Source organism: Candidatus Pelagibacter sp. (assembly GCF_052046145.1).
In the GTDB taxonomy this organism is placed as follows: Bacteria; Pseudomonadota; Alphaproteobacteria; order Pelagibacterales; family Pelagibacteraceae; genus Pelagibacter.
The window spans coordinates 1,283,918-1,308,452 of sequence record NZ_JBNGZR010000001.1 but is presented as its reverse complement, the minus strand read 5'-3'; the positions used below and the strand labels follow the sequence as shown (position 1 = coordinate 1,308,452).

Genomic DNA, 24,535 nt, shown 5'->3' with positions numbered 1-24,535 from the left:
TTTATATTATGTCTTATATTTGTGATTTATTACTTGTTTAGACCCACCTCTAAAAAAGAAAAAGACCAATTTGATGATAAAAACAATTGGCGAGGTGGGTTTTAATTTTATTCAGTAGCTTGTTTCATAGAAAGTTTAACTTTACCTCTATCGAAACCAATCACTTTAACTTTTACTTCGTCACCTTCTTTGACAACATCAGTAACTTTAGCTACTCTTTTATCTGCAAGTTCTGAAATATGAACCAGTCCATCTTGTTTTCCTAAAAAATTAACAAATGCACCAAACTCCATAATCTTCATTACTTTTCCTGAATAAATTTTGTTTAACTCAGCTTTTGCAGTGATGTCTTTAATCATTTGCATTGCGATGTTTCTAGATTCTTCATCTGGAGCAGCAACTGTTACCACACCTTCGTCATTTACATCTACTTTCGCACCTGATTTTTCAACTATCTCTCTGATTGTTGCACCACCTTTTCCAATTACAGCAGCAATGTCTTTTTTATCTACATTGACTTGTTCCATTTTTGGAGTGTGTTTTCCAACATCAGATCTTGAAGCTGATAATGCTTTATTCATTTCACCTAAGATGTGAACTCTACCATCTTTAGCTTGGCTTAACGCCTGCTCCATAATTTCAAATGTAATACCTGTAATTTTGATATCCATTTGAAGAGAGGTAATTCCATCTTTAGTTCCAGCAACTTTAAAGTCCATGTCACCAAGGTGATCTTCATCACCTAAAATATCTGATAGAACGCTAAAATCATCACCTTCTTTAATTAATCCCATTGCAATACCTGCAACTGGCTCTTTAATTGGCACTCCCGCATCCATTAATGCTAAAGACGTTCCACAAACCGTAGCCATTGAAGAAGAACCATTAGACTCTGTAATCTCTGAAACTACTCTAAAAGTATATGGAAATGCTTCTTTTGAAGGTAATGAAGAGTTAATCGCTCTCCAAGCTAATTTACCATGACCAATTTCTCTTCTACCTGTTCCAATTCTTCCAGTTTCTCCAACTGAAAAAGGAGGAAAATTATAGTGAAGCATAAATCGCTCTCTTTGTAATCCATCTAAACTTTCAATTCTCTGTTCATCATCAGATGTTCCTAAAGTTGCTACAACAATTGCTTGGGTTTCTCCTCTAGTAAATAATGCAGAACCATGTGCTCTTGGTAAAACACCTACTTCACATTCGATAGGTCTTACATCAGATAAACCTCTGCCATCAATTCTATTTTTATTTTTTAGAATATCTGTTCTAACAATTGATTTTTCTAGATTTTTCAGCTGACTGTTAACATCAAGATCTGTGTAGTTTTCATCTTCCTCATAAAGTTTTTTAGCTTTATCAGTGATTTCAGAAATTTGATTTGATCTATCTTGTTTATCTCTTGTAGAAAAAGCTTTCTTAAGATCTTCAGTAAAAGTTTCCTCAAGTTTTTTCTTAACTTCAGATAAATCTTTTTTCTCAACTGTCCACTCAGGTTTTCTGCAATCTTTTGCAAGTTCCTCGATCATTTCAATCACTGGAATAAATCCTTCATGTCCAAATTTAACTGCGTTTAGCATTTCTTCTTCAGTTAAACCACTTGCTTCAGATTCAACCATAAGAACAGCATCTTTTGTACCTGCTACAACTAAATCTAATTTCGATTTTTCTAACTCTGCTTTAGATGGATTTAGAACATATTTACCATCAATAAATCCAACCCTCGAAGCTCCTACAGGACCCATAAATGGCATTCCTGATATAGCCAATGCTGCTGAAGATGCAGTGATTGATAAAATATCTGGTTCATTTTCTTTGTCATAAGAAATTACAGTTGGTAACAACTGAACTTCATTTTTAAATTCATCAGGAAACAAAGGTCTGATTGGTCTATCAATTAATCTAGAGATCAATGTTTCACTCTCAGTTGGTCTTGCTTCTCTTTTAAAATATCCACCTGGAATTTTTCCAGCTGCATAATATTTTTCTTGGTAATTTACAGATAATGGAAAATAATCCATATCAGGATTTACTTTTTTTGCTCCCACTACTGTTGCTAGTACGACTGTCTCTCCACATGTTGCAATTATTGCACCGTCTGCTTGTCTTGCTACTTTGCCTGTTTCTAAACTTATCTTTTTTCCAGCTACTTCAATTTCCTTCTTGTATACTTTAAACATTTCATTTCCATTTCGTTTCGTTCTTTTCGTTCCATTCCGATCTATCTATCTTGAATTCTACTTTCTTAAATTCAATTTCGACAGTACATTTTTGTAAGAATCCATTTTGTTTTTCTTTAGGTATTCTAACAACTTCTTTCTTCTATTTACCGCTCTCAACAATCCAACAGATGAATGTTTATCCTTTTTGAATTGTTTAATATGTTTAGAGAGAGTTTCAATTTTCTCTGTTAGCAAAGCAACCTGTATTTCTGAAGATCCAGTATCTTTATCGTGCATTGCTAGTTCTTGTGCCTTTTTGTTCATGCTTCTTTCTTCCTATTTATTTGTTTGTTTTATTAAGTTTTCTATTTTTTCTGCATACTCAAAAGATTCGTCTTTTCTAAAAAGTAATTTTGGTAAAAATTTCATAACCACTTTTTGTGATAAAATTTTTCTAATTAAAAATGAGTATTCTTTTAGAACATTAATTGTTTCCTCCGCATCTTTTCCACCCAATGGAAGAACATATGCTTTAGCAATTTTTAAATCAGGACTCATTCTAACCTCAGTAACCGTTATAGTGTTTGTTTCTAAATTTGGCACCTTAGCCTCGTTTCTTATAAAAATCATGCTTAAAGACTGCTTAATCATTTCACCTACTCTTAACTGTCTTTGTGAAACTGGTTTTCCTATTCTGTCTGCCATTAAATTGACCTCTCAGTAGATGTAACACTAAATGCCTCTATTGTGTCATTTTTTTGAAAATCCATATAATCTTTTACTGTAATTCCACACTCTTGACCGCCACTTACTTGTTTTACTTGGTTTTTTTCTCTAAATATAGTTGAGACTTTACCAGTATAAATAATTGCACCATCTCTAATAATTCTTACATCTGAAGTACTATTAATTTCTCCTTCAGTTACTTTTGAACCAGCAACTTTTCCTGCGCCTGAAACTTTAAATATTTCCAAAATTTGTGCTGTACCAGTAATTTTTTCTTGTACATCTGGTGACAATAGTCCTGACATTCTTTGTTTAATGTAATCCAAAACTTCATAAATAATATTGTATGAGGATATTTTTATCTTCTCATTTTCAGCAAGTTTTTTGGCCTCTTTACTTGGTTTAACGTTGAAAGCTATCAATACTGCATTTGAAGCTTTAGCTAATGTAACGTCTGTTTCTGTTACCATTCCAATATCTGCTAAAATTATTTTAGGTTTAACTTCATCATGTTTAATTTGACTAATTGCATTTTTTATTGCTTCAGATGATCCATGAACATCGGATTTAATAATTAAATTTAGTTCCTCTGTAGATTTATCTGAAAAAGCTGATTCTTGAGTAGCAAACGTAAGTGGATTTTTTCCATCCTTACTCTCTTGAGCTCTATTTTCACTCAGTGTCTTGGCTTCTTTTTCTGAATCAAGTACAATAAAATCATCACCAGCTTTTGCTGCACCATTTATACCTAAAATTTCAACTGGAGTAGAAGGTGATGCTTCATTAATATTTTGCCCTTTGTCATTAATAATAGCTCTAACTTTTCCCCATTTTAAACCACTTACAAAAAAATCACCTCTCTTGAGTGTTCCTGTCGTTACAATTATATTTGCAACAGGACCTCTACCAACATCTATTTTGGACTCTAAGACTATACCTGTAGCTTTTGACTCGTAATCTGTTTTAAGATCTAAAATCTCTGCTTGAAGTATTATAGAATCAACTAATTTATCTAGGTTTTGTTTTGTTTTAGTTGAAATTTCAACCATTAAAGTATCTCCGGATAAATCTTCTGCGATTAGTTCATGTTCTAATAGTTGATTTTTAATTTTCTGGGGATCTGCTTCTGGTAAATCACATTTGTTTATCGCTACTACTATTGGAACATTTGCAGCTTTAGCATGCTTGATAGACTCAACTGTTTGAGGTTTTACCCCATCATCTGCAGCAACAACTAAAACAACTACATCCGTTAATTTTGACCCTCTTGCTCTCATCTCCGTAAAAGCAGCATGGCCTGGTGTATCAATAAATGTTAATTTATTATCTTGGCTTTCAATTTGATAAGCTCCAATGTGTTGAGTTATTCCACCAAATTCTCCTGAAACCACGTTCGCACTTCTTAGCACATCTAATACTGATGTCTTACCATGATCAACGTGACCCATGACTGTAACTATTGGTGGTCGATTTTTTAAATTTTCTGCTCTTGAAGCTTTTATTTTTTGAATTATTTCTTCTGCTTTCTCTTCTCTAATTGGATTGTGACCAAATTCTTTAACTAAATATTCAGCAGTATCTGCAGCTAATGTTTGATTGATAGTTACAGTAACACCCATTCCAAATAAATGCTTAATTACATTGCTTGATTGTTCAGCCATCCTATTTGCAAGTTCTCTTACTGTGATTGCTTCAGGAATATTAATATCTCTTTTAATCGGTTTTAAATTTTCTTGAGAGACATCTTTTGTAGCATTTTTAATTTCTTTTTGTCTTGCTCTCTTAACTGATGCTAAACTTCTTTGTTTTGCATCAATCTCATCACTTAATGCTCTTGATACAGTTAACTTTAACTCTCTCTTTTTTGTGCCTGCTTTTAAAGTTTTTCTATCTTTGTTTTCACTGTCTCCTTTAAGTCGTTTAGTAGCTCTTTGCTCTGCTAGTTTTCTCTTTTCAAAATCATTTGTTATAGAGGGTGATTTAGGATTAAATGAAGTTTTTAATGGTGTTCCTCTGTTGAAAGTTGAGGTTGTTCTTGGCTTATTTGTACTAGATCTGAATGATCCTCCTCTACTTGAGAATTTTCCAGTTTGTTTTTCAATTACTACTGAGTTTTTACCTTGAGTTTTTGCAATCTCAATGTTCTTTATTGATTTTTTGGCTGAGCCTGAAATTGTTAATTTTGTTTTTTTCTCCATACCTCATTACTCAATCTTTATATACAATGTTTCGTGCAGACATAATAAGCTCATCTGCCTCTTCTTTTGATAAAGCAAAATCCTCAAGATAACCTTGAATTTTTACTCTTTCTCCTTTAACCAAATCATAACCACCAGTTAATTCATCAGATGCTAGGTCTGCAAAGTCTTCCAAGCTTAGAATTTTTTGTTCCCCAAGTGTAACTAACATTCCTGGAGTTAATCCCTTTAGATTAATCAAGGCGTCTTCAAGACCTAATTCTTTAATTCTTTGCGAAATATCCTCTTGATCCTTTTCATAAAACTCCTTAGCTCTTTCTATCAATGCTTTAGCAGTATCTTCCTCTATACCTTCTATCTTCATTAAATTTTCAGCTGTACTATCTTTGATGTCATCAATAGTTGAAAAGCCTTCAGCAACAAGTAACTGACCCAACGTTTCATCTAACTCTAAATTTTTTACAAAGTTCTCTGTTTTTTCTTTAAATTCTAATTGTCTTCGTTCAGAGTCTTCTGCATCAGTCATTATATTAATTTCATAATTTAAGAGTTTTGTCGCAAGTCTTACATTTTGTCCTCTTCTTCCAATTGCTTTGCTTAAATTTTCTTCAGTAAGAATTACATCAAGTTTTTTTCTTTCGCTATCAACATTCACTCTTTGTACATCAGCAGGAGATAACGCGTTAGAAACCAAAATTGCAGGATCTTCTGACCAATTAACTATATCAATTTTTTCACCTTGAAGTTCATTTACAACTGCTTGAACTCTTGAACCTCTCATACCTACACAAGCGCCCACCGGATCTAATGATGTATCAACCGCTTTAACACATATTTTTGCTCTACTTCCAGGGTCTCTTGATGAAGATTTGATTTCTATTAATCCATCATAAATTTCTGGTACTTCTTGAACAAAAAGTTTTTCCATAAATTTGGGATGAGCTCTAGAAAGAAATATTTGTTGTCCTCTAGGTTCTCTTCTAACATCATAACAATATGCTTTTATACGATCACCTGCTTTAATATTTTCACGAGGAATCATCTCATTTTTTTGAATTATTGCTTCAGTTCTTCCTAAATCAACAATTACGTTTCCAAATTCTAATCTTTTAACAATCCCACTTAAAATTGAATCTTTTTTATCAATAAAATCATTAAATTGTCTTTCTCTTTCAGCTTCTCTTACATTAAAGCTAATTACCTGCTTTGCAGTTTGTGCAGCTATTCTTCCAAAATCAAATGAAGGAAGTGGCTGTAATACTTCATCACCAATAGACTTATCTTTGTTTAATTCATTTAAATTAATTGCATCTTCCAATTTAATCTCTGTATTTGCATTTTCAGGATTTTCAGCGATTATCAATTTTCTAAAAAGCTCAATATCTCCATTGTCTCTATTGATATAAACTTTAATTTCATTTTCTTGTCCAAATTTTGATTTTGCAGCCTTTGCAATGCCGGTTTCCATAGAACTTATAATAAGTTCTTTATCAATTGATTTTTCTAAAGCTACGGCTTCAGCAATTCTTAATAATTCAAGTTTATCTGCTCTTTTATTTAACATAATTTTGTTTGCTCCAAAAAAAAATGGGCTAAAGCCCATTTTGTAAAGTTCAATAATGTAGCTGCAATATAGTAAAGTTTTTTTTTAATTCAACAGAAACTATTTAGAAAAAACGTTAATTTTATCAGTTTTTTCCCATGAAAATGAACCATTTTCTTCAGGTGCTCTACCAAAATGACCATAGGCAGCTGTTTTTTCATATATTGGTTTGTTTAAATTTAACATTTCTCTGATACCTCTAGGGCTTAAATCAAAATTTTCATTAATCTTTTCTACAACAAATTTATTTTTATCTAGGTCTTTATCAAATAAATCAACATAGATAGATAATGGTTTTGATACACCAATTGCATAAGCTAGCTGAATTAAACATTTGTCAGCAATTTTAGAACCAACAACATTTTTAGCAATGTACCTTGCCGCATAAGCTGCTGATCTATCAACTTTAGTTGGATCTTTTCCAGAGAAAGCTCCACCACCATGAGGTGCTGCTCCACCATAAGTATCAACAATAATTTTTCTACCTGTCAAACCACAATCTCCATCTGGCCCACCAATTACAAAATTTCCCGTCGGATTTACGTAAAACTCATCCTCATTAAAACCATCAAGAAAATTCTCAGGAATAGATTTTAACATATAGGGTCTAAGTAAATCTCTGACTTGCGATTGATTAACATCTGGTGAATGCTGTGAAGAGATAACTACAGATTTTACTTTTGAAGGTTTTCCATCAACATATTCGAATGTTACCTGGCTTTTTGAATCTGGTTCTATATTTTTTAATTCTCCAGATTTTCTATCTTCAGCCATTAACCTTAAAATTTTATGAGAATAATGTATAGGTGCTGGCATTAAAACATCTGTTTCATTACATGCATATCCAAACATGATACCTTGATCACCAGCTCCTTCGTCTTTATTGCCTGAAGAATCTACACCAATAGCAATATCAGCTGATTGGGAATGTAAATGACTCTCAATTTTTGTAGCTTCTTTCCAAGTAAATCCTTCTTGGTCATAACCAATATCTTTTATACAGTTTCTTACTTTTTCAATTAATTCATCTTTTTTAATCTCGGGTCCTCTTACTTCACCAGCTAAAACAACTTTATTGGTTGTTGTTAATGTTTCACATGCAACTCTAGAGTATGGGTCTCCAGAAATAAAACTATCAACAACCATATCTGAAATTCTATCAGATACTTTATCAGGATGACCTTCAGAAACAGACTCGCTTGTGAAAAGATAATTTTTTAATTTACTCATTTTTAAGTTTCTTAAATGAAAATATTAAAAAAATATACAACAAAATTATAAATCCGAAAATTTTATTTCCAAATTTTGCAAACAGAGTCATCTCTATTTTCCTTAACTCACTAAAATCTATATAACCAAATTTATTTATATCAACTTTTTGCTCAACAACTCCCATTGGGTTAATAATTGCTGTTATCCCATTATTTGCGGACCTTAAAACATATTTTCCACTCTCTATAGCTCTAAATATACTATGAGTGAAATGTTGCTCTGGGCCGATTGACTTACCAAACCAACCGTCTTCAGAAATATTTACAATATAATCAAATTTGTTGTTTGTAAAAATTTTACCTGAATAAATTATCTCATAACAAATAAGAGGTAATATTTTCACCGATAAATTATTATATTTAAGATCAATTATTTTTCTTTCTTTACCTTTTGAATATGATTGATAATCATTAGTAATTGTTTTTAAACCAATACTTTTTAATAATTTTTCAAAAGGTAAAAATTCACCAAAAGGAACTAGGTTAATTTTTTTATATGAATTTATTATATTTAGATTGTGATCAAAAATAGACAATGAATTAAAATATTTAATAGTTTTAGTTTCATCTTCTTTGATATTAATTCCAATTGCTAATAAGTGATTTTCATTGAATTTATTTTCAAATAACCATTTATATTCTTTTAGTTGGTCTTGTGAAATACCAGGAATAATACCTTCTGGCCAAATAAAAATTATTTTTTCATTTTTTTTAGGAGAGCTGATTTCAATTAGCTCTTCTATTGCCGTTATAGGATCAATATTATTATAAAATCTATCTATGCTTATATTGGAACTTAAAATTCTTATTTCATAATCAAGTTTTTTTACTTGTTTATTATTAAATTTTTCTAAATTTTGTGAACCAAGTAAATAAAATGACATTGTTGTAATAAGAAATGCTACACAAACACTAATATCTTTTTTATTTTCTCTTAAAATAAATACTGATGGACTTGTAAATAATGAAATACAAAAAAGATTAAAGCTGTAAGTACCTATGATTGACGTAATATTTAAAATTTCGATTTGATTAGAGAAACTATAAGCAATTAAATTCCAAGGAAAACCGGTTAGTATTGATCCTCGAAGAAATTCTAATAGTCCAAATATTAAAGAAAAAAGAAAAAAAGAACTTAAATTATTATTTGGTTTTAAAACCACAAATAAATAAGCAACTAAAGCATAAAATAAGGCTAAGAAACCAGGTATTAATATTATTGTTAAAGGTATTAAAAACTTAAAATTTTGATCAAACGTTAATGATATTGAGATCCAATATAAATTACTTACAAAATAACCAAACCCAAATAACCATCCATAAAGAAAAAATTTTTTTTTATTTTTATAAATCTCAAGTTTTTTTATTAAAAAAATATAGAATAAAGTGAAAGTTAAAAAATTTATTATTATATAATTAAATGGAGGTAAACTTAAGGAGGTAAGCGCTCCTAATAAAATTATATAAATGAATTCAATATAAAATTTATTTTTCAATTTAATTTTTTTTTGATTGTACAGACTTAAATAATATATTTTCCTCTTTTAACATTTTGGAATAATCTTTATTTTTTTTATGATCAAAACCTAAAAGATGAAGAAAACCATGTATGAATAATTTGGTAACTTTTTCTTTAAAAGATTTTAAATCTTGTGATCTTGGTTTGTCTAGATAATTATAGCTAATGATAATGTCTCCAAGATAAGTATTTTTTGAAATTTTTATTTTTTTATCTAATGGAAAAGATAATATATCGGTAGATTTATTTTTTTTTCTAAAAACTTTATTTAGTTTTTTAATATTCTGATTATTTGAAAGTAATAATGTTAATGTTACTTTTTTATTCAAAAATTTATATTTTTTTGGAAAAGCTTTACATATTTTTTTAAAAAAAATGTCCTTATTTTTAAGTCTTTTTGACCAAGCCTTCTCCTCAGAGAAGACATTAATACTAATCATTATTTGAGTATGCTTTAACTATTTTAGAAACAAGTGGATGTCTGACTACATCTGAATGATCAAAATCAACTATGGATATTTCCTTTAAATGCCCTAGTAACTCTTTTGATCGAACTAATCCTGACATGCTTTTATTTGGTAAATCAATTTGAGATGGGTCACCATTTACAACAATTTTAGAATTTTCTCCAATACGAGTTAAAAACATTTTTATCTGAGTATCTGTAGCATTTTGTGCTTCGTCTAAAATTGCAAAGGAATTTTTTAAAGTTCTTCCTCTCATAAAAGCTAAAGGTGCAATCTCTATATCTCCAATCTCAATCATTCTTTGTATTTTTTCAAAGTCAAAGAGATCATATAAAGAATCATATAAAGGTCTAAGATAAGGGTCTACTTTTTCCTTCATATCACCAGGTAAAAATCCCAAACGCTCACCTGCTTCTACAGCTGGTCTTGAAAGAATAATTCTCTCAATCTTTTTTTCTAAAAGCATAGTTAAACCTACAGCGACTGCCAAAAAAGTTTTTCCAGTTCCTGCTGGCCCGGCTGAAATTACAATATCACTCTCCCTCAAAGCTCTCACATAGCTTTTTTGTTTTTCAGATCTAGGGATTATAGATTTTTTAGGAGTTTTGATAATATCTGTAACATTATTGTTTTTTATTTTTTCATTAATCATAAAGTTGTCAACTGATGAAAGTATATCTTTATTCTCTATACTTCCATTATTAATAAACTGATTAACCAAAAATTGAATAGCGTTTTTAATTTTTTCATTCTTTTCAGGTGTTGATTTAATTAAAATTGAATTTCCCCTTGAATATAAACTACAATTTGTAATTTTTTCTAGTTCTTGTAAATTTTTATTAAATTCCCCAACAACACCCATCAACAAGTTATTGTCATGAAATATAACACTTAAAGAATTGTTATCTGAATAAACAAATTTTAAAGACTGATCGATATTTTTTTTAGTTATTCCGCTCAAATTCTATGCAACCTTCTGATCCGAATTAGTTATTACTTCACCGAATAAAGTATTTCTATTACTATCTTTAATTCTCACTTGAACTTTTTTTCCAATATCGTTCTTTTTACCATTAAAAATTACAGATGTCATATACTCAGATCTACCAAAAGCTTTGTATTTATCGTCGGTTAAATTCTCAACCAAAACATCAATAACTTTACCCTCCAATGACTTGTTCATTTCGATTTGATTTTTGAATAAGATAGTTTGAATTTTTTCTAATCTTTCGATAGAAATTTTTTTTTCAATTAGGTCTAAATTTTCTGCGACTGTTCCAGGTCTTGGACTAAAAATAAATGAATAAGAGTTAATAAATTTAATTCTTTCAATTAATCTAATAGTATCCTTAAAATCCCGATCCTCTTCACCAGGATAACCTATTATAAAATCACTTGAAAATTCTATATTTGAATTAATTTCTTTTAATTTATCAAAAGTGCTTAAATATTCCTCAATAGTATGTTTTCTATTCATCAACTTTAAAATTTTATTAGATCCACTTTGAACCGGTAAATGCACAAGTGGCATTAACTTTTCAGAGGTTTTATATATTTCAATTAAATCCTCAGTCATATCTTTTGGGTGAGATGTTGTGTATCTGACTCTTTTAATTTCAGATAATTTTTCAATATTCAAAATCAAATCTGATAATCTATATCCTTGATTATCATAAGCATTCACATTTTGACCAAGTAAAGTTATTTCTTTTGCACCATTATCAGCTAAATATTTTGCTTCATCCAAAATTTGTTTAAATGGTCGAGAATATTCTGGTCCTCTTGTATATGGAACTACGCAAAAATGACAAAACTTATCACATCCTTCCTGAATAGTTAAGAACGATGAAACTTTTCCAGCTTCATTTTTAATTTTACTCATATATTTAAATTTAGAAACTGCATCAAATTCAGTTTCTTCAATCTTTTTCTTTTTTTTGTTATAATTTAATATTGTGTCATTTATTTTGTGATAAGCTTGAGGACCAATAACTAAATCTATGTAGGGTTCTCTTTTTAGCATCTCTTGATTTTCTGCTTGAGCAACACATCCTGCAATAATTACAAGTGGTTTTTTTTTTGATCTAAAAATTTTTTTTACTCTACCTATTTCTGAGTAAACTTTTTCTTTTGCTTTATCTCTAATATGACATGTGTTTAATAGATAACAATTTGCTTCTTCATATTTTTCTGTTTTTTCATAGCCAATTTTTTTAACTGAGTCATATATTCTATTAGAGTCATACTCGTTCATTTGACATCCAAAAGTTTTAATAAATATTTTTTGATTCATGATTATTGGGATTTTTTCTTAACCCCATATAATTCCAATTTATGGTCTACTAATGTATATCCATATTTTTCTGCAACTTTTTTTTGAAGCTTTTCAATTTCTTCGTCTACAAATTCTATAATTTCACCAGTTTTGACATCAATTAAATGATCGTGATGACCTTCGTTAAGCTCTTCATATCTTGCTTTTCCACCTTTAAACTCATGCTTGGTTAATATTCCAGACTCTTCAAATAGTTTTACCGTTCTATAAACAGTTGCAATACTTATTTTTGGATCAATTTTAGACACTCTATTATAAAGTTCATCTACATCCGGATGGTCAGTAGACTCTGACATTACTTGTGCAATGACTCTTCTTTGATCAGTTAATTTAACTCCTTTTGCTATACATTTTTGCTCTATTGTTTCTGACATAAAATAATTTTAACTTAAATAAATAGGGTTAATCAAATTTTTTTTAATATTAAATTTATCGCACAAATGAGGGATATTTTCGTATTTTATGTCTTTTTCACCTTTAAAATCTCGTATGCTATAACAATAATAATCAATATTATTAGTTAAATTAAATGCCTTAACTATAGAAAATGAATTTCTTATTCCTGCAAAACTTCCAGGCCCTCTATTTAAATAAATTGTATTAATATCTTTCAAGTTTAATTTATGAGAATTTAAAAAATCATTAATAATTAAAGTTAATTTTTCATAATTAATTTTAGTATTCTCTTTAGTAATATTATAAATATCATTACTAGTTATGATCATTAAAAAAATTTTTTCGCCGGCTACATCAATTATCAGTTTATTCATAATTATTTTATTTTCTAATATCAGTTCTAAATCAGATGAAAATAATATCAAATACTATTCAAATGATGAAGGAATTCTATCAATTATGTATCATCGTTTTAATGAGAATAAGTATCCTTCAACCAATATTAAAATGGATATATTTGAGGAACATATAAATATTATTAAGAACTCAGATTTTAATTTTCATAATCCAAATAATTTTGATGAACAGTTTAATAAACCAAAACAAAAAAAAGAGATTCTTATAACTATCGATGATGCTTTTGAATCTTTTTATACTGAAGCATGGCCTTATCTAAAAGAAAATAAAATTCCATTTATTTTATTTGTTTCAACTGAACCAGTGGGAAAAAGAGGTTACATGACTTGGGAGCAAATTAAAGAGGTTGAAGGGAATGAATTTGCAAATATAGGACATCATTCACATACTCATGAATATCTCATAGATGTAAGCAATGAAGAGTTTATTTTAGATATTGAAACGGCTAATAAAATTTTTCTAAGGGAACTTGGTTATATCCCTAACCTATTCTCATATCCCTTTGGGGAATACTCTAAATTTATGAAAGACTATATATCTAAAAATTTCAAATATGCTTTTGGTCAGCATTCTGGTGTTATTGATTTAAATAAAGATAAATTTGAGTTACCTAGATTTCCAATTAATGAAAAATATGGAAAAATAAAAAGATTTAAATCAATTATTAATTATTTTCCACTTGAATATAAAAGAATACTTCCTGAGGAAAAACAATTATTCGAAAACACAAACCCTCCAAATTTCAAAGTTGAATTTTTCAAAGAGCAAAAAAATTTATCTAATATTAATTGCTATTCTAATGAGGGAAATATTTGGGACAAATCAAAAACAACATTTGCTAACAACTCTTTAACGATTGAATTTAGAGAACCATTCAAACCAAGAAGAGGAAGAATTAATTGTTCACTAAATGATGATGGAAAATGGAGATGGTTTGGTGTGCAATTTCCTATAAAAGAAAACTAAATTAAACTCTCTAAATCTTTGCTTGATGGCAACAATCTCGCTTCATCAAAATCTTTTAAGTTATTTTGTTCAATAATTTTTTGTAAAACCTCTATATATTGATTTCCTGTTTCTGCATATTTATCTAAATGTTTAGACAAAATTAGACTATCTAAAGGTTTATTTTGATTTCTAAGTTCTGTTCTTGCTTTCCTTAAATTTTTATATGTTGAGTGTGTATTTAAATTTCTTAAATATGCTCTTACAGATAATTGTAAGCTATGAAATTTCATAACTTTATGATCTTTACCTTCATCTGCATTTTTAGGTTTTAACCCCTCTCCAGACCAAGTCCATTGTCCAAATAGAGCATTTCCCTTTAAAGCAAATCTTGAGGTACCCCACCCAGTTTCTTTAGCAGCTTGAGCTATTGCTAATGAAACTGGTATTTCATCCATTCTTACTTTCAAAGTAGATAAATCATTTTTTCTTACACCGTATTGTTTATACTTTTTTTCTAACCATTTTTTTTCAATATCAGTATTGCTATTTTTATTTAAAATTGTGAATAATCTTTTTCTATCAACTCTAATTTTATTGTTTTCCTTAACTATTAGAGGGAGAACAATTTTTATAAACATATCTTTTCTTTTTTTAGTGTTAGCTATGTTTTTAATTTCATTCGGAAGAAGACCAATATCTATTGGTTTAACTAATTTTGTATCCCTTACATCTTTTAAATTATAATTTACCTCTTCAAATAAAGAGTCAATCTCAGATGTTGTATATCTAACTAGATTAATTTCAGAGTTATTTTCTTCTAAAATATCATATAATAAATCTCTTTCATCGGCATCTGCTGTTGAGTCTTCCTCAATAAATTTATCTTTATTTAAAGTATTATTTAAAATACTTTTTGAATTATTGGTAAATTCTTTGTTTTGAAAATTTTTATCTGTAAAATTAATAATTATTGGCACTACATAAAAGAATGAAATTACAATAAAAGAACTTAAAAAAAACCGTGAAACTATATTAAAGCTCTTATTTTTTAAAAAACCTGATTTTTTAAATTTTTTCATTCTTAATTATTGTATTGCAACAACCTCTTTTACCTCTGGTAAATAGTGACATAAAAGATTTTGAACACCTTGTTTTAAAGTCATTGTAGAACTAGGACAGCCTGAACAACTCCCTTGTAATTGAACCTTAACAATTCCGTCCTTAAACTCTTTAAATTTTATATCACCCCCATCTCTAGCAACAGCTGGTCTTATTTTTTCTTCTAAAATTTTTACTATTTTTGATTCAATTTCGCTTAAATCCAAATCTTCTTGTTTTATATTTTCGTCAATAACAAACTCTTTACCATCTGCGTAAAAATCATTTATTAGAGAAATTACGATATGTTTTATTTCGTCCCACTTAATGTTTTCATTCTTATTTACTGAAATAAAATCTTGACCTAAAAAAATGCCCTCAACACCATTTATTGACAAAATATTTCTCACCAATTCATTTTGCATATCTTCTTTATTTGTAATTTCATAAGGACCACTATTTGAAACTTTCTTCCCAGGAAGAAATTTCAAAGAATTTGGATTTGGTGTTACTTCTGTTTGAACGAACATAAATTATATATAATGAATATTTTAAAAATTAAAACTTGATAATAAATTTTTTTTTAAAAACCTACTATTTCTTTAATTCTTTCAATCTTTTTGGATGCAATTAAATTAGCTTTTTCAACTCCATCTAGAAGAATTTTATCTAAATGACTTTTATCTCTTAAAAGTTTTTTTATCTCATTAGAAATAGGTTCAATTTTTTTGACGAGCTCTTCAGATAATTGTTCTTTAAATTCTGAAAAGTTTTTACCTGCAAAATTTTTTACTGAATTTTCTAATGTAGAATTAGTCAAGCTTGAATAAATCCCTAAAAGATTGTTTGCCTCTAGTCTTTGATCAAGTTCCTTTATATCTTGTGGCATAGGCAAAGGATCTGTTTTTGCTTTTTTGATTTTATTTATTATTTCATCTTTATTGTCTGTTAAATTTATTCGACTTAAATCTGATAATTCTGATTTACTCATTTTTTTGGAACCGTCTTTTAAACTCATTATTCTTGAAAATTCTTTTTGAATTAGAGGTTCTGGAACATGAAGAAAATTTTCTACATCAAAATCTTTATTAAATTTTTGCGCTATATCTCTACACAGCTCTAAATGTTGTTTTTGATCATCACCTACAGGAACATGAGTGGCATCATATAATAGAATATCAGCTGCCATTAGAACTGGATAAGAATATAAACCAATACTAGCTTTCTCTTTGTCTTTCCCAGCTTTCTCTTTAAATTGGGTCATTCTATTTAACCAACCCATTCTAGCAATACAGCTTAAAATCCATGCTCCTTCTGCATGAGCAGGCACTCTAGATTGATTAAAAATTATACTTTTTTTTGGATCTATTCCACTTGCTATAAAAGTTGCAACAGTTTCCCGGATATTATTTTTTAATTCATTGGGATCTTGCTTTACTGTAATGGCATGTAGGTCAACTACACAAAAAATACATTTGTTATCTTCATCATTATTTAAGTCTACAAAGTTTTTTATGGCACCTAAGTAATTTCCAAGATGAAGATTACCTGTAGGCTGAACACCAGAAAATATTTTTTTACCCATAAAATTAATACTTTAATTTAATATCATTCATTTGAAAAGCTTTGATGAAATAACATACAATTAAATAAAACAATAATCCTAATATAACAGATAAAACTAAATAAAAAAATTTAATTGATTGATTAAATGCTAATTCGTTTTGGAAAAAATTTAAAATAAAGTTAAAAAATAAACCCATCATAATTGATGCAAAAATTATTTTAATAAATTTAATAAAAAATATTTGGTTAAAATAAAATAATTGTCGATTTTTTAAGAATACAAATAATAATATTGAATTAAACCAAGATGAAATAGATGTAGCTATTGGAATAATTATAAAACCAATTTCATTAAAATAATAAAGACTTATAAAAATATTAAGTAATACTGATATTAAAGAAATATAAAATGGAGTTGTGGTATTATGGTTTGCAAAGAAAAAACTTGAAAATACTTTTGTCAATGCAAAAGCAGGAAGCCCTAATGCAAAATAATATAAAGCTAAACTTGAATTGCTTACTGAATTTTCATTAAAAGACCCATATCCAAATAAAGCTGAAATAATTTGTTCCGATCCTATGATTAAAGCGATAGTTGCCGGAAGACTTAAAAATAAACTTAATTCAAGAGCTTTATTTTGTATAAGCAAAATCTTATTTTTTTTTCTAGATTGAATATGTTTTGAGAGCTGAGGAAGTATTACAACGCCAATTGCGATACCGGCTATAGCTAGGTTAATTTGATAAATTCTATCTGCATAATATAAATAAGAAACTGCACTCGCTTGAAATGATGCAATTATTGTACCTACTAAAATATTAATTTGAGTGACACCTGATGAAAAAATACTTGGTAAAAGTTTTTTAAAAAAGAATTTAACTTTGTTACTTACTTTTAATTTATAATTAAATTTAAGCGAGTAATATTTTGATACATGCTTATATAAAAATATTAATTGCAAAAAACCAGCAAAAGAAACACCATAGGACAAATAATAAACTAATTGATCACCTAAAGATTTAGAAAAAATCAATACTAAAATTAAAACAACATTTAAAATTATTGGGGCTGCAGCTGCAGCTGCAAATTTGCTATGTGAATTGAGAATCGCAGAAAAAAAAGAGGCTAAACAAATAAAAAATAAGAAAGGAAAAGTAATTCTTGTTAAATTTATAGCTACTTGCATTTTTTCTAAATCACCCACAAATCCTGGAGCAATAATTGAAACAAATGCAGGCATGAAAATTTCAATTATTATTGTTAAAAATAACAACCCTAAAAAAAGGAGATTAAAAATATCGTTAGCAAATTTGTTTGATTTTTTTTTTCCCTTTATAATTTCTGATGAATAACTTGGAACGAATGCTGCATTAAAAGTGCCTTCGGCAAACAATCTTCTAAAAGTATTTGGGATTCTAAATGCTACAAAAAAAGCATCAGCCAACATCCCTGTGCCTAGAAAAATTGCTATTAAAATATCTCTTAAATAGCCTAGCAATCTACTAATGATAGTATAAAAACCAAATGTGCCTGTTGACTTAAGTAAGTTCATAAATCATATTAGTCTTAATTTTACCCCAATTGTACACTTATTGTTATCAGAAATGAAAAAAACAAAAATCGATCATTACACAGATAAAGAAGCTTTAGATTTTCATAAAGACAAAAAACCTGGCAAGATTGAGATTATTTCTTCAAAAAATATGACAACTAAGCGTGACCTCGCTTTAGCATATTCTCCAGGAGTTGCTGCTCCTGTAAAAAAGATAAGTGAAAATCCAGAAGCAGCTTATGATTACACGAGTAAAGGAAACCTTGTTGCTGTAATAAGTAATGGTTCGGCAATATTAGGAATGGGAAATTTAGGCGCTCTTGCATCAAAGCCTGTGATGGAAGGAAAGGCAGTATTATTTAAAAGATTTGCAGATATCGATTCAATAGATTTAGAGATTGATTGTAAAGATTCAAACGAAATCATAAATTCAATTAAAAATTTTGCACCCAGCTTCGGTGGAATAAATTTAGAAGATATAGCAGCCCCAGATTGTTTTATAATTGAACAAAAATTAAAAGAAATTTTAGATATTCCTGTTTTTCATGATGATCAACATGGAACAGCAATTATAACAACTGCAGCATTAATTAATGCTTTGGATATTTGTGGTAAATCAATTAAAAAAATTAAAGTTGTAGTTAATGGTGCAGGAGCCTCAGCGCAAGCTTGTACTGAATTATTTAAAAACTCAGGAGTAAAATCTGAAAATATAATAATGCTAGATAGAAAGGGTGTTATTTATGAAGGAAGAACTGAGGGAATTGATCAATGGAAATCTAAATACACAGTAAAAACTCAGCATAGAACTTTAAAGGATGCTGTTAAAGGTGCAGATGTTTTTTTAGGATTATCTGCAAAAGGTGTTCTGAAAAAAGAGATGGTTAAATCAATGGCAAAAAATCCAATTATATTTGCTTGTGCAAATCCTGATCCAGAAATTACACCAGAGGAAATTAATGAAGTTAGAAATGATGCTATTGTTGCAACAGGGAGATCAGATTATCCGAATCAAGTAAACAATTTAATTGGATTTCCTTACATTTTTCGAGGAGCTTTAGATGTTAGATCCAAAACAATAAATGAAGAAATGAAAGTTGCTGCAGCTAATGCAATAGCTAAGCTTGCAAGAGAAGATGTTCCTGACGAGGTGGTTGCAGCTATGGGTGGAGAAAGACCTCATTATGGGAAAGATTATATTATTCCATCAACATTTGATCCAAGATTAATTAGTGTAATTCCAGCGGCTGTAGCAAAAGCAGCAATAGAAAGTGGTGTTGCTAGAAAAAATATAGATGACTTTGAGATTTATAAAGAACAACTCAAACAAAGGCTAGACCCAACAGTAACTATAATGCAGGGAATCAATTCATTTATTAAAAAGAACCAGAAAAGAATTGTTTTTGCAGACGGTGAAGATGAAAATACTTTAAAAGCTGCCATAGCATTTAAAAATTCAAAATTAGGTGTTCCAATCCTGGTTGGCAAAGAAAGTAAAATTAAAGAGCAAATTAGAAATATTGGTTATAGTGAAAATTTTGACATTGAAATTGTCAACTCAAAAGATGAAGAAAAGAGAAAAAGATACGTTAAACATTTATTTGAAAAATTACAAAGAGAGCAAGGATTATTAGAAAGAGATTGTGACCGAATGATCAGAAATGACAGAGTTGTCTGGGCCACAAGTATGGTTGCCTGTGGCGATGCTGATGGTGCTGTAACAGGTAATACAAGACGATTTGGTGCTTCATTTGAAAAAATTAAGCAAGTTGTTGATGTAAGAAAAGGTGAAATTATGTTTGGTTTAAACATGATCGTTCACAAAGGGAGAACAATTTTTATTGGTGATACAAGTGTCCATGAATATCCAACTTCTGAACAAATGGCTGAAATGGCGATATCTACAGCAAGAGTAGTTAGACTTTTTGGATTTGATCCTAAGGTTGCTTTTGTATCCCACTCTACATTTGGACAACCTCTTACTAGTAGAACAAAACATATTCGAAGTGCAGTTGAAATATTAAAAGAGAGAAAAGTAGACTTTGAATTTGATGGAGATATGCAGCCCGATGTTGCTCTTAATCCAGAGTATGAGGAACTTTATCCTTTTGCAAAAATAGTTGGTAAAGCAAATATTCTAATAATGCCTGGACAACATAGTGCGGCAATTTCATATAAACTGATGAAAACAATTGGGGACACAAAAGTTATTGGACCATTACTAATTGGACTTGGACTTCCGATAGAAATTGCACCATTAAGATCATCAACTTCTGAGATACTTAACCTAGCATCAATTGCTGCTTATTCTTCACAAGTGATTGACTACAATAAATAATTATTCTTTTTGAATTCTTAAATCTTCAACCAAAATAATACTGGCAATTACATCTTCAACATCAAGTATTTCTTTTGCTTCACTTATAACTAAATCCTTTTCTTCTAATGTTAAAGCAATTCCATAAATATAAATTTTCTTTTTATAAGTATCTATTTGATAATTGGTTGCCTTTATATTTTTATTAACAATTATAGCTGTTCTAAGCTGAGATGTTATTAATATATCTTTTGCAGATTGCTTGAAGTTAAACTCTTCCTTAATTTTAATATCATTTCTAACAGATCTAGCACCCTTTGTTTCCCATGCTAATTTTGTAATCATTAATTTTTCTTCAGGGCTATCTACTTTTCCAGTAAGAAAAATTCTACCATCTAAAACTTTAGTCTTTACTGATATAAGATATTTTTTATCTTTAGCTAAGATTTTTGCACTAATACTTTTTTGCATTATTGAATCATCTATTTGAGTACCAACAGTTCTAGGATCTAAAGCAACCGAAACACCAGTTCCAAAAAGACCTTTAGAACCAACACCAGCACATCCTGTTAAAATAAAACTTAGTAAGATAAAAATTAATAATTTATTTTTCATTTTTTAATTCTAAACAATAATTGTATATTTCTTTTTTAGGTACTTTAGTAATTTGACTTAAAATGTCTGTAATTTCTTTTGTGGATAATTTATTAATCATTTTTTTGATTATATTCATATCTGATTCAGTTAATTTTTGAGATAAATTTTTATTTATTTTTTTCTCAGAAATAACAATAGTAAGCTCACCTTTTGGCTCAATTTCAAATAATTCTAATTCATCTACGTTTTTTCTAATAAATTCCTCATAAATTTTTGTGATTTCTCGACAAAAAATTATTTTTCTCCCAGTAAAATTTTTTTTTATTTCAGGTATAATTTTGTTAATTTTTTTTGGAGAAATAAAAAAAACTAAGGAATTTTCAAATTCTGAGAATTTTTTTAATTCATTAGATAATTGCTGTTTTTTATCTGGGAAAAAACCACAAAATAAAAATTTATCTGAAAAACCACTAATTGAAACAGCTGCGGCAACAGCCGAAGGTCCAGGAATGGGAAATATTTTAATCTCGTTATTAATACACTCATTGACTAAAATTGAACCAGGATCAGAAATACTAGGCGTACCAGCATCTGATATCAAAGAAATTATTTTTCCAGATTTTAGATATCCAATAATTTTTACTACATTTTTTTTTTCATTAAATTTATGATTTGAAATTAATTTTGATTTTATTTGATATTTATCTAAAAGGTTTTTTGAAATCCGAGTATCTTCACATAAAATGTAATGAGACTGCCGTAAAATTTCAATTGCTCTTAAGGTTATATCTTTTAGATTTCCTAAAGGAGTTGATACTAAATAAAGACCATTTTCGTATTCTTTTAATTTAAATTGTGGTTTTATGATCATAATTCAGCTTAAAAAATATTATATTAACATCAAAATGAACAAATTAATTAAAATTATTTATTTTATTATTTTAAGTTTTTACTTTCTGTTTTTTCCAAATGTTAATGCTCAAGAAAAAATCAAAATAGGATTATTGGTACCTATGTCAGGAGAAAATAAGGAGATTGGAGAGTCAATCATTAAAGCAGTTGGATTAGCGGTCAAAGATATTGATAATGATCTGATAGAAATCTATCCAAAAGATACGGCAACTAAAGCTAACCAAACTTTAAAATCAGCATTTGAATTAAGTGAAATGGGGATAAAAATTGTTATAGGCCCTGTGTTCTATGAAAGTTTAACTTATTTAGATGAAATGAAGGATTTAACTTTTTTATCATTAACAAATAAGACTTTAGATCTTCCAAAAAATGTAATCTCTGCTGGAATTAATTCTACATCACAATTCAATACAATAAAAAAATTTTTAGAAACTAATCAAATACAAAGAACTATTTTTTTAACACCAATCCAAGATTATGAATTTGAAGTTAAAACAGGAATGAAAAATTCAAAAATTAAAATTTATAAAGATTACGAATATAATATAGAGCCTACAAAACTAACAAAACAAATAGAAGAAATTACAAACTACAGAATAAGAAAGCAAAATTTAGAGGATGAAATAAAAAGGATAAAAAATTCAAATGATCCAAATAAAGAAAAAAAAATAAAAAGACTTGAAAAAAGATATACTTTGGGTGGTTTAAATTTTGACGCTGTTGTAATTGCAGATTTTGATGAAAGTTTAAAAAGTGTATCTACATCACTTTTATATACTGACGTACTTCCAGAAAATAAATATTTTATAACCTTAAATCAATGGTTTGATGAAAGTTTGTTAAATGAAAATGATATCCAACCTTTATATTATCCATCAATAAATAAAGAAAATTTTGATAGCTACAAAATAAAGTACTATAACGCATTTAACGAAGATCCAACTCATTTGTCTTTATTAAGTTATGATCTTATTGGCTTAGTTTATTATTTATCAATTAATTCAAAAATGGAAAACTTAAATAAAATTTTTAAGAAAAAAAATTCATTCAAAGGAAAAATAGGAATTTTTGATATTAAAAATAATAAAATTAATCACAGACTTAATTTTTATAAAATTGAAGATCAAAAACTTATAGAAATTTTCTAATTTTTTTAAAAGCTTGATATCTATGATCCATTTTATACTTTTGAGATGGCTTCATTTCTCCAAAAGTTTTTCTTTTTCTTAAAGGAACAAAAATTGGATCATAACCAAATCCATTTTTTCCTTTTGCTTCATGTGAAATATGACCTTCAACTTTACCTGTGACGCAAGCGATTTTTTTATTTAAGTATGAAATAGAAAGTGCACAAATAAATCTTGCTTTTATTTTTTTGTTTTTCCAATTTTTGTCTTTTTTATTTAATTCTCTATAAACTCTTTTTATGGCTTTACTAAAGTCCCCATACTTTCCTCCCCACCTTGCTGAATAAATTCCAGGACTTTTATTTAAAAAATCTATTTCCAAACCAGAGTCGTCAGCTAAACACAACAATCCTGTCTTTTTTGAAAAATATTTAGATTTGATCAGTGAGTTTTCTTCAAAAGTCTTACCATTTTCAACTGGGCTTCTAAGATTAAATGTAGATGTAGAATAAAGTTTAATTTTTTTAGGCAATAAACTCTTGATTTCACGTAATTTACCCTTGTTATTAGTACCTATTAATAATTTATTAATTTTTTGTTTATACATCTAGAAATTAAGAAAATGCTTACCATATAAGAGACTATGGAAAAAGAAGAAATACAAAATAACACTTCTGCAGATCAAAACGAAGATACTGTAAAAGAACATCAGAAACCTGAAGAAAATCTAGCCGACGAAAACAAACAAGAAATAAATCAAGAAGCTAAAGAAGAAGTTAAAGAGCCAACTCCAGAAGAAAAAATTGCTGAACTGGAAGATAAATTAGCAAGAACATTTGCTGAAATGGAAAATCAAAGAAGAAGGTTTGAAAAAGAAAAAGAGGATGCTTTTGAATATGGTGGTTATAGTTTTGCAAAAGAAGCATTAAATTTGATTGATAACTTAGATCGATCCAAACATGTTCTTGAAAGCGACGATAAATTAAAAGAAACTGAAGCATTAAAAAAGACCCTAGAACATTTAGATATTATTAAAAAAGATTTAATCTCGATATTTGAAAAAAATAACATTAAACCAATAGATAGCCTTAACAAAAAACTAGATCCAAACTTTCATCAAGCAATGATAGAAATTGAGGACGATACGAAAGAACCTGGAACAATAATTCAGGAAATTCAAAAAGGCTTTACTATAAAAGACAGATTACTTAGACCCTCATTAGTAGGAGTATCAAAAAAAGTTACAATTAAAGAAGAAAAAACTGAGGAAAATCAAGAAAATCTAGAAAATAAATAATTATGAGATCAACTTGTAGTTTCACA

The 24,535-nt window shown here is 28.5% G+C and carries 23 protein-coding genes; 4 read left to right on the top strand and 19 right to left on the bottom strand.

From position 1 onward, the window contains the following. Positions 1–107 precede the first annotated feature (107 nt). The 12 genes from pnp to ACTT88_RS06975 form a co-directional block, all read right to left on the bottom strand. Positions 108–2,180, bottom strand: coding sequence for a polyribonucleotide nucleotidyltransferase (pnp, locus tag ACTT88_RS07030; RefSeq protein ID WP_440908584.1), 2,073 nt, complete (start codon positions 2,178–2,180; stop codon positions 108–110). 57 nt (positions 2,181–2,237) lie between these two features. Then, positions 2,238–2,486 (bottom strand): 30S ribosomal protein S15, encoded by a 249-nt coding sequence (gene rpsO / locus ACTT88_RS07025; RefSeq protein WP_440908583.1) that lies wholly within the window; start codon positions 2,484–2,486, stop codon positions 2,238–2,240. Positions 2,487–2,498: 12 nt separating this feature from the next. After that, positions 2,499–2,867 (bottom strand): 30S ribosome-binding factor RbfA, encoded by a 369-nt coding sequence (gene rbfA / locus ACTT88_RS07020; RefSeq protein WP_075485631.1) that lies wholly within the window; start codon positions 2,865–2,867, stop codon positions 2,499–2,501. Beyond that, positions 2,867–5,086: a translation initiation factor IF-2 gene (gene infB / locus ACTT88_RS07015; RefSeq protein ID WP_440908582.1), complete on the bottom strand. Its 2,220-nt coding sequence runs from the start codon at positions 5,084–5,086 to the stop codon at positions 2,867–2,869. Before infB ends, rbfA begins: the two co-directional genes overlap by 1 nt. 10 nt (positions 5,087–5,096) lie before the next feature. Then, on the bottom strand, positions 5,097–6,650 hold the full coding sequence (nusA, locus tag ACTT88_RS07010; protein WP_440908581.1) for a transcription termination factor NusA: 1,554 nt from the start codon (positions 6,648–6,650) through the stop codon (positions 5,097–5,099). A 99-nt stretch (positions 6,651–6,749) separates the two neighbouring features. Then, positions 6,750–7,919, bottom strand: coding sequence for a methionine adenosyltransferase (metK, locus tag ACTT88_RS07005; RefSeq protein WP_440908580.1), 1,170 nt, complete (start codon positions 7,917–7,919; stop codon positions 6,750–6,752). After that, a complete protein-coding gene (gene lnt, locus ACTT88_RS07000; protein WP_440908579.1) occupies positions 7,912–9,456 on the bottom strand; it encodes an apolipoprotein N-acyltransferase in 1,545 nt (514 codons plus the stop codon). Before lnt ends, metK begins: the two co-directional genes overlap by 8 nt. Before the next feature lies 1 nt (position 9,457). Further along, positions 9,458–9,919, bottom strand: coding sequence for an rRNA maturation RNase YbeY (gene ybeY / locus ACTT88_RS06995; protein WP_440908578.1), 462 nt, complete (start codon positions 9,917–9,919; stop codon positions 9,458–9,460). Further along, complete coding sequence (locus ACTT88_RS06990) at positions 9,912–10,907, bottom strand: PhoH family protein (RefSeq protein WP_440908577.1); 996 nt, start codon at positions 10,905–10,907, stop codon at positions 9,912–9,914. Before ACTT88_RS06990 ends, ybeY begins: the two co-directional genes overlap by 8 nt. 3 nt (positions 10,908–10,910) lie before the next feature. Next, positions 10,911–12,239, bottom strand: coding sequence for a tRNA (N6-isopentenyl adenosine(37)-C2)-methylthiotransferase MiaB (gene miaB / locus ACTT88_RS06985; RefSeq protein ID WP_440908576.1), 1,329 nt, complete (start codon positions 12,237–12,239; stop codon positions 10,911–10,913). Between the two features lie 2 nt (positions 12,240–12,241). Beyond that, positions 12,242–12,655 (bottom strand): Fur family transcriptional regulator, encoded by a 414-nt coding sequence (locus ACTT88_RS06980; RefSeq protein WP_440908575.1) that lies wholly within the window; start codon positions 12,653–12,655, stop codon positions 12,242–12,244. Between the two features lie 9 nt (positions 12,656–12,664). Further along, positions 12,665–13,006, bottom strand: coding sequence for a peptidase M22 (locus ACTT88_RS06975; RefSeq protein ID WP_440908574.1), 342 nt, complete (start codon positions 13,004–13,006; stop codon positions 12,665–12,667). On the opposite strand from ACTT88_RS06975, the gene ACTT88_RS06970 reads away from it, so the two are divergent. After that, positions 12,999–14,060, top strand: coding sequence for a polysaccharide deacetylase family protein (locus tag ACTT88_RS06970; protein ID WP_440908573.1), 1,062 nt, complete (start codon positions 12,999–13,001; stop codon positions 14,058–14,060). The two genes, ACTT88_RS06975 and ACTT88_RS06970, sit on opposite strands and share 8 nt — an antisense overlap. Here the strand turns inward: ACTT88_RS06970 and ACTT88_RS06965 are convergent. The 4 genes from ACTT88_RS06965 to murJ are packed head-to-tail and all read right to left on the bottom strand — an operon-like array spanning position 14,057 to position 18,259. After that, complete coding sequence (locus ACTT88_RS06965; RefSeq protein ID WP_440908572.1) at positions 14,057–15,121, bottom strand: glucosaminidase domain-containing protein; 1,065 nt, start codon at positions 15,119–15,121, stop codon at positions 14,057–14,059. The two genes, ACTT88_RS06970 and ACTT88_RS06965, sit on opposite strands and share 4 nt — an antisense overlap. A 6-nt stretch (positions 15,122–15,127) precedes the next feature. Then, the gene (locus tag ACTT88_RS06960) at positions 15,128–15,670 is read right to left on the bottom strand and encodes a NifU family protein (RefSeq protein WP_440908571.1); all 543 of its coding nucleotides are present in this window, start codon (positions 15,668–15,670) and stop codon (positions 15,128–15,130) included. A gap of 53 nt (positions 15,671–15,723) precedes the next feature. Next, complete coding sequence (trpS, locus tag ACTT88_RS06955; protein WP_440908570.1) at positions 15,724–16,725, bottom strand: tryptophan--tRNA ligase; 1,002 nt, start codon at positions 16,723–16,725, stop codon at positions 15,724–15,726. A 4-nt stretch (positions 16,726–16,729) separates the two neighbouring features. Then, on the bottom strand, positions 16,730–18,259 hold the full coding sequence (gene murJ, locus ACTT88_RS06950) for a murein biosynthesis integral membrane protein MurJ (RefSeq protein WP_440908569.1): 1,530 nt from the start codon (positions 18,257–18,259) through the stop codon (positions 16,730–16,732). 52 nt (positions 18,260–18,311) lie between these two features. On the opposite strand from murJ, the gene ACTT88_RS06945 reads away from it, so the two are divergent. Then, on the top strand, positions 18,312–20,597 hold the full coding sequence (locus ACTT88_RS06945) for an NADP-dependent malic enzyme (protein ID WP_440908568.1): 2,286 nt from the start codon (positions 18,312–18,314) through the stop codon (positions 20,595–20,597). Here ACTT88_RS06945 and ACTT88_RS06940 read toward each other — a convergent pair whose 3' ends face one another. Together ACTT88_RS06940 and rsmI are read right to left on the bottom strand one after the other, a co-directional pair. Continuing rightward, the gene (locus tag ACTT88_RS06940; protein WP_440908567.1) at positions 20,598–21,191 is read right to left on the bottom strand and encodes a BON domain-containing protein; all 594 of its coding nucleotides are present in this window, start codon (positions 21,189–21,191) and stop codon (positions 20,598–20,600) included. It abuts the gene before it with no gap. Continuing rightward, entirely contained in the window at positions 21,181–22,044 is an 864-nt protein-coding gene (rsmI, locus tag ACTT88_RS06935; protein WP_440908566.1) for a 16S rRNA (cytidine(1402)-2'-O)-methyltransferase, read from the bottom strand. The genes ACTT88_RS06940 and rsmI overlap by 11 nt, the downstream gene beginning before the upstream one ends. Before the next feature lie 34 nt (positions 22,045–22,078). On the opposite strand from rsmI, the gene ACTT88_RS06930 reads away from it, so the two are divergent. Then, positions 22,079–23,233, top strand: a complete 1,155-nt coding sequence (locus ACTT88_RS06930; protein ID WP_440908565.1) for an ABC transporter substrate-binding protein — start codon at positions 22,079–22,081, stop codon at positions 23,231–23,233. Here ACTT88_RS06930 and rdgB read toward each other — a convergent pair. Then, positions 23,217–23,819: an RdgB/HAM1 family non-canonical purine NTP pyrophosphatase gene (gene rdgB / locus ACTT88_RS06925; protein WP_440908564.1), complete on the bottom strand. Its 603-nt coding sequence runs from the start codon at positions 23,817–23,819 to the stop codon at positions 23,217–23,219. The two genes, ACTT88_RS06930 and rdgB, sit on opposite strands and share 17 nt — an antisense overlap. Before the next feature lie 36 nt (positions 23,820–23,855). Here rdgB and ACTT88_RS06920 point away from each other — a divergent pair, with 36 nt between their 5' ends. After that, on the top strand, positions 23,856–24,509 hold the full coding sequence (locus ACTT88_RS06920; RefSeq protein WP_440908563.1) for a nucleotide exchange factor GrpE: 654 nt from the start codon (positions 23,856–23,858) through the stop codon (positions 24,507–24,509). Positions 24,510–24,535: the final 26 nt, after the last annotated feature.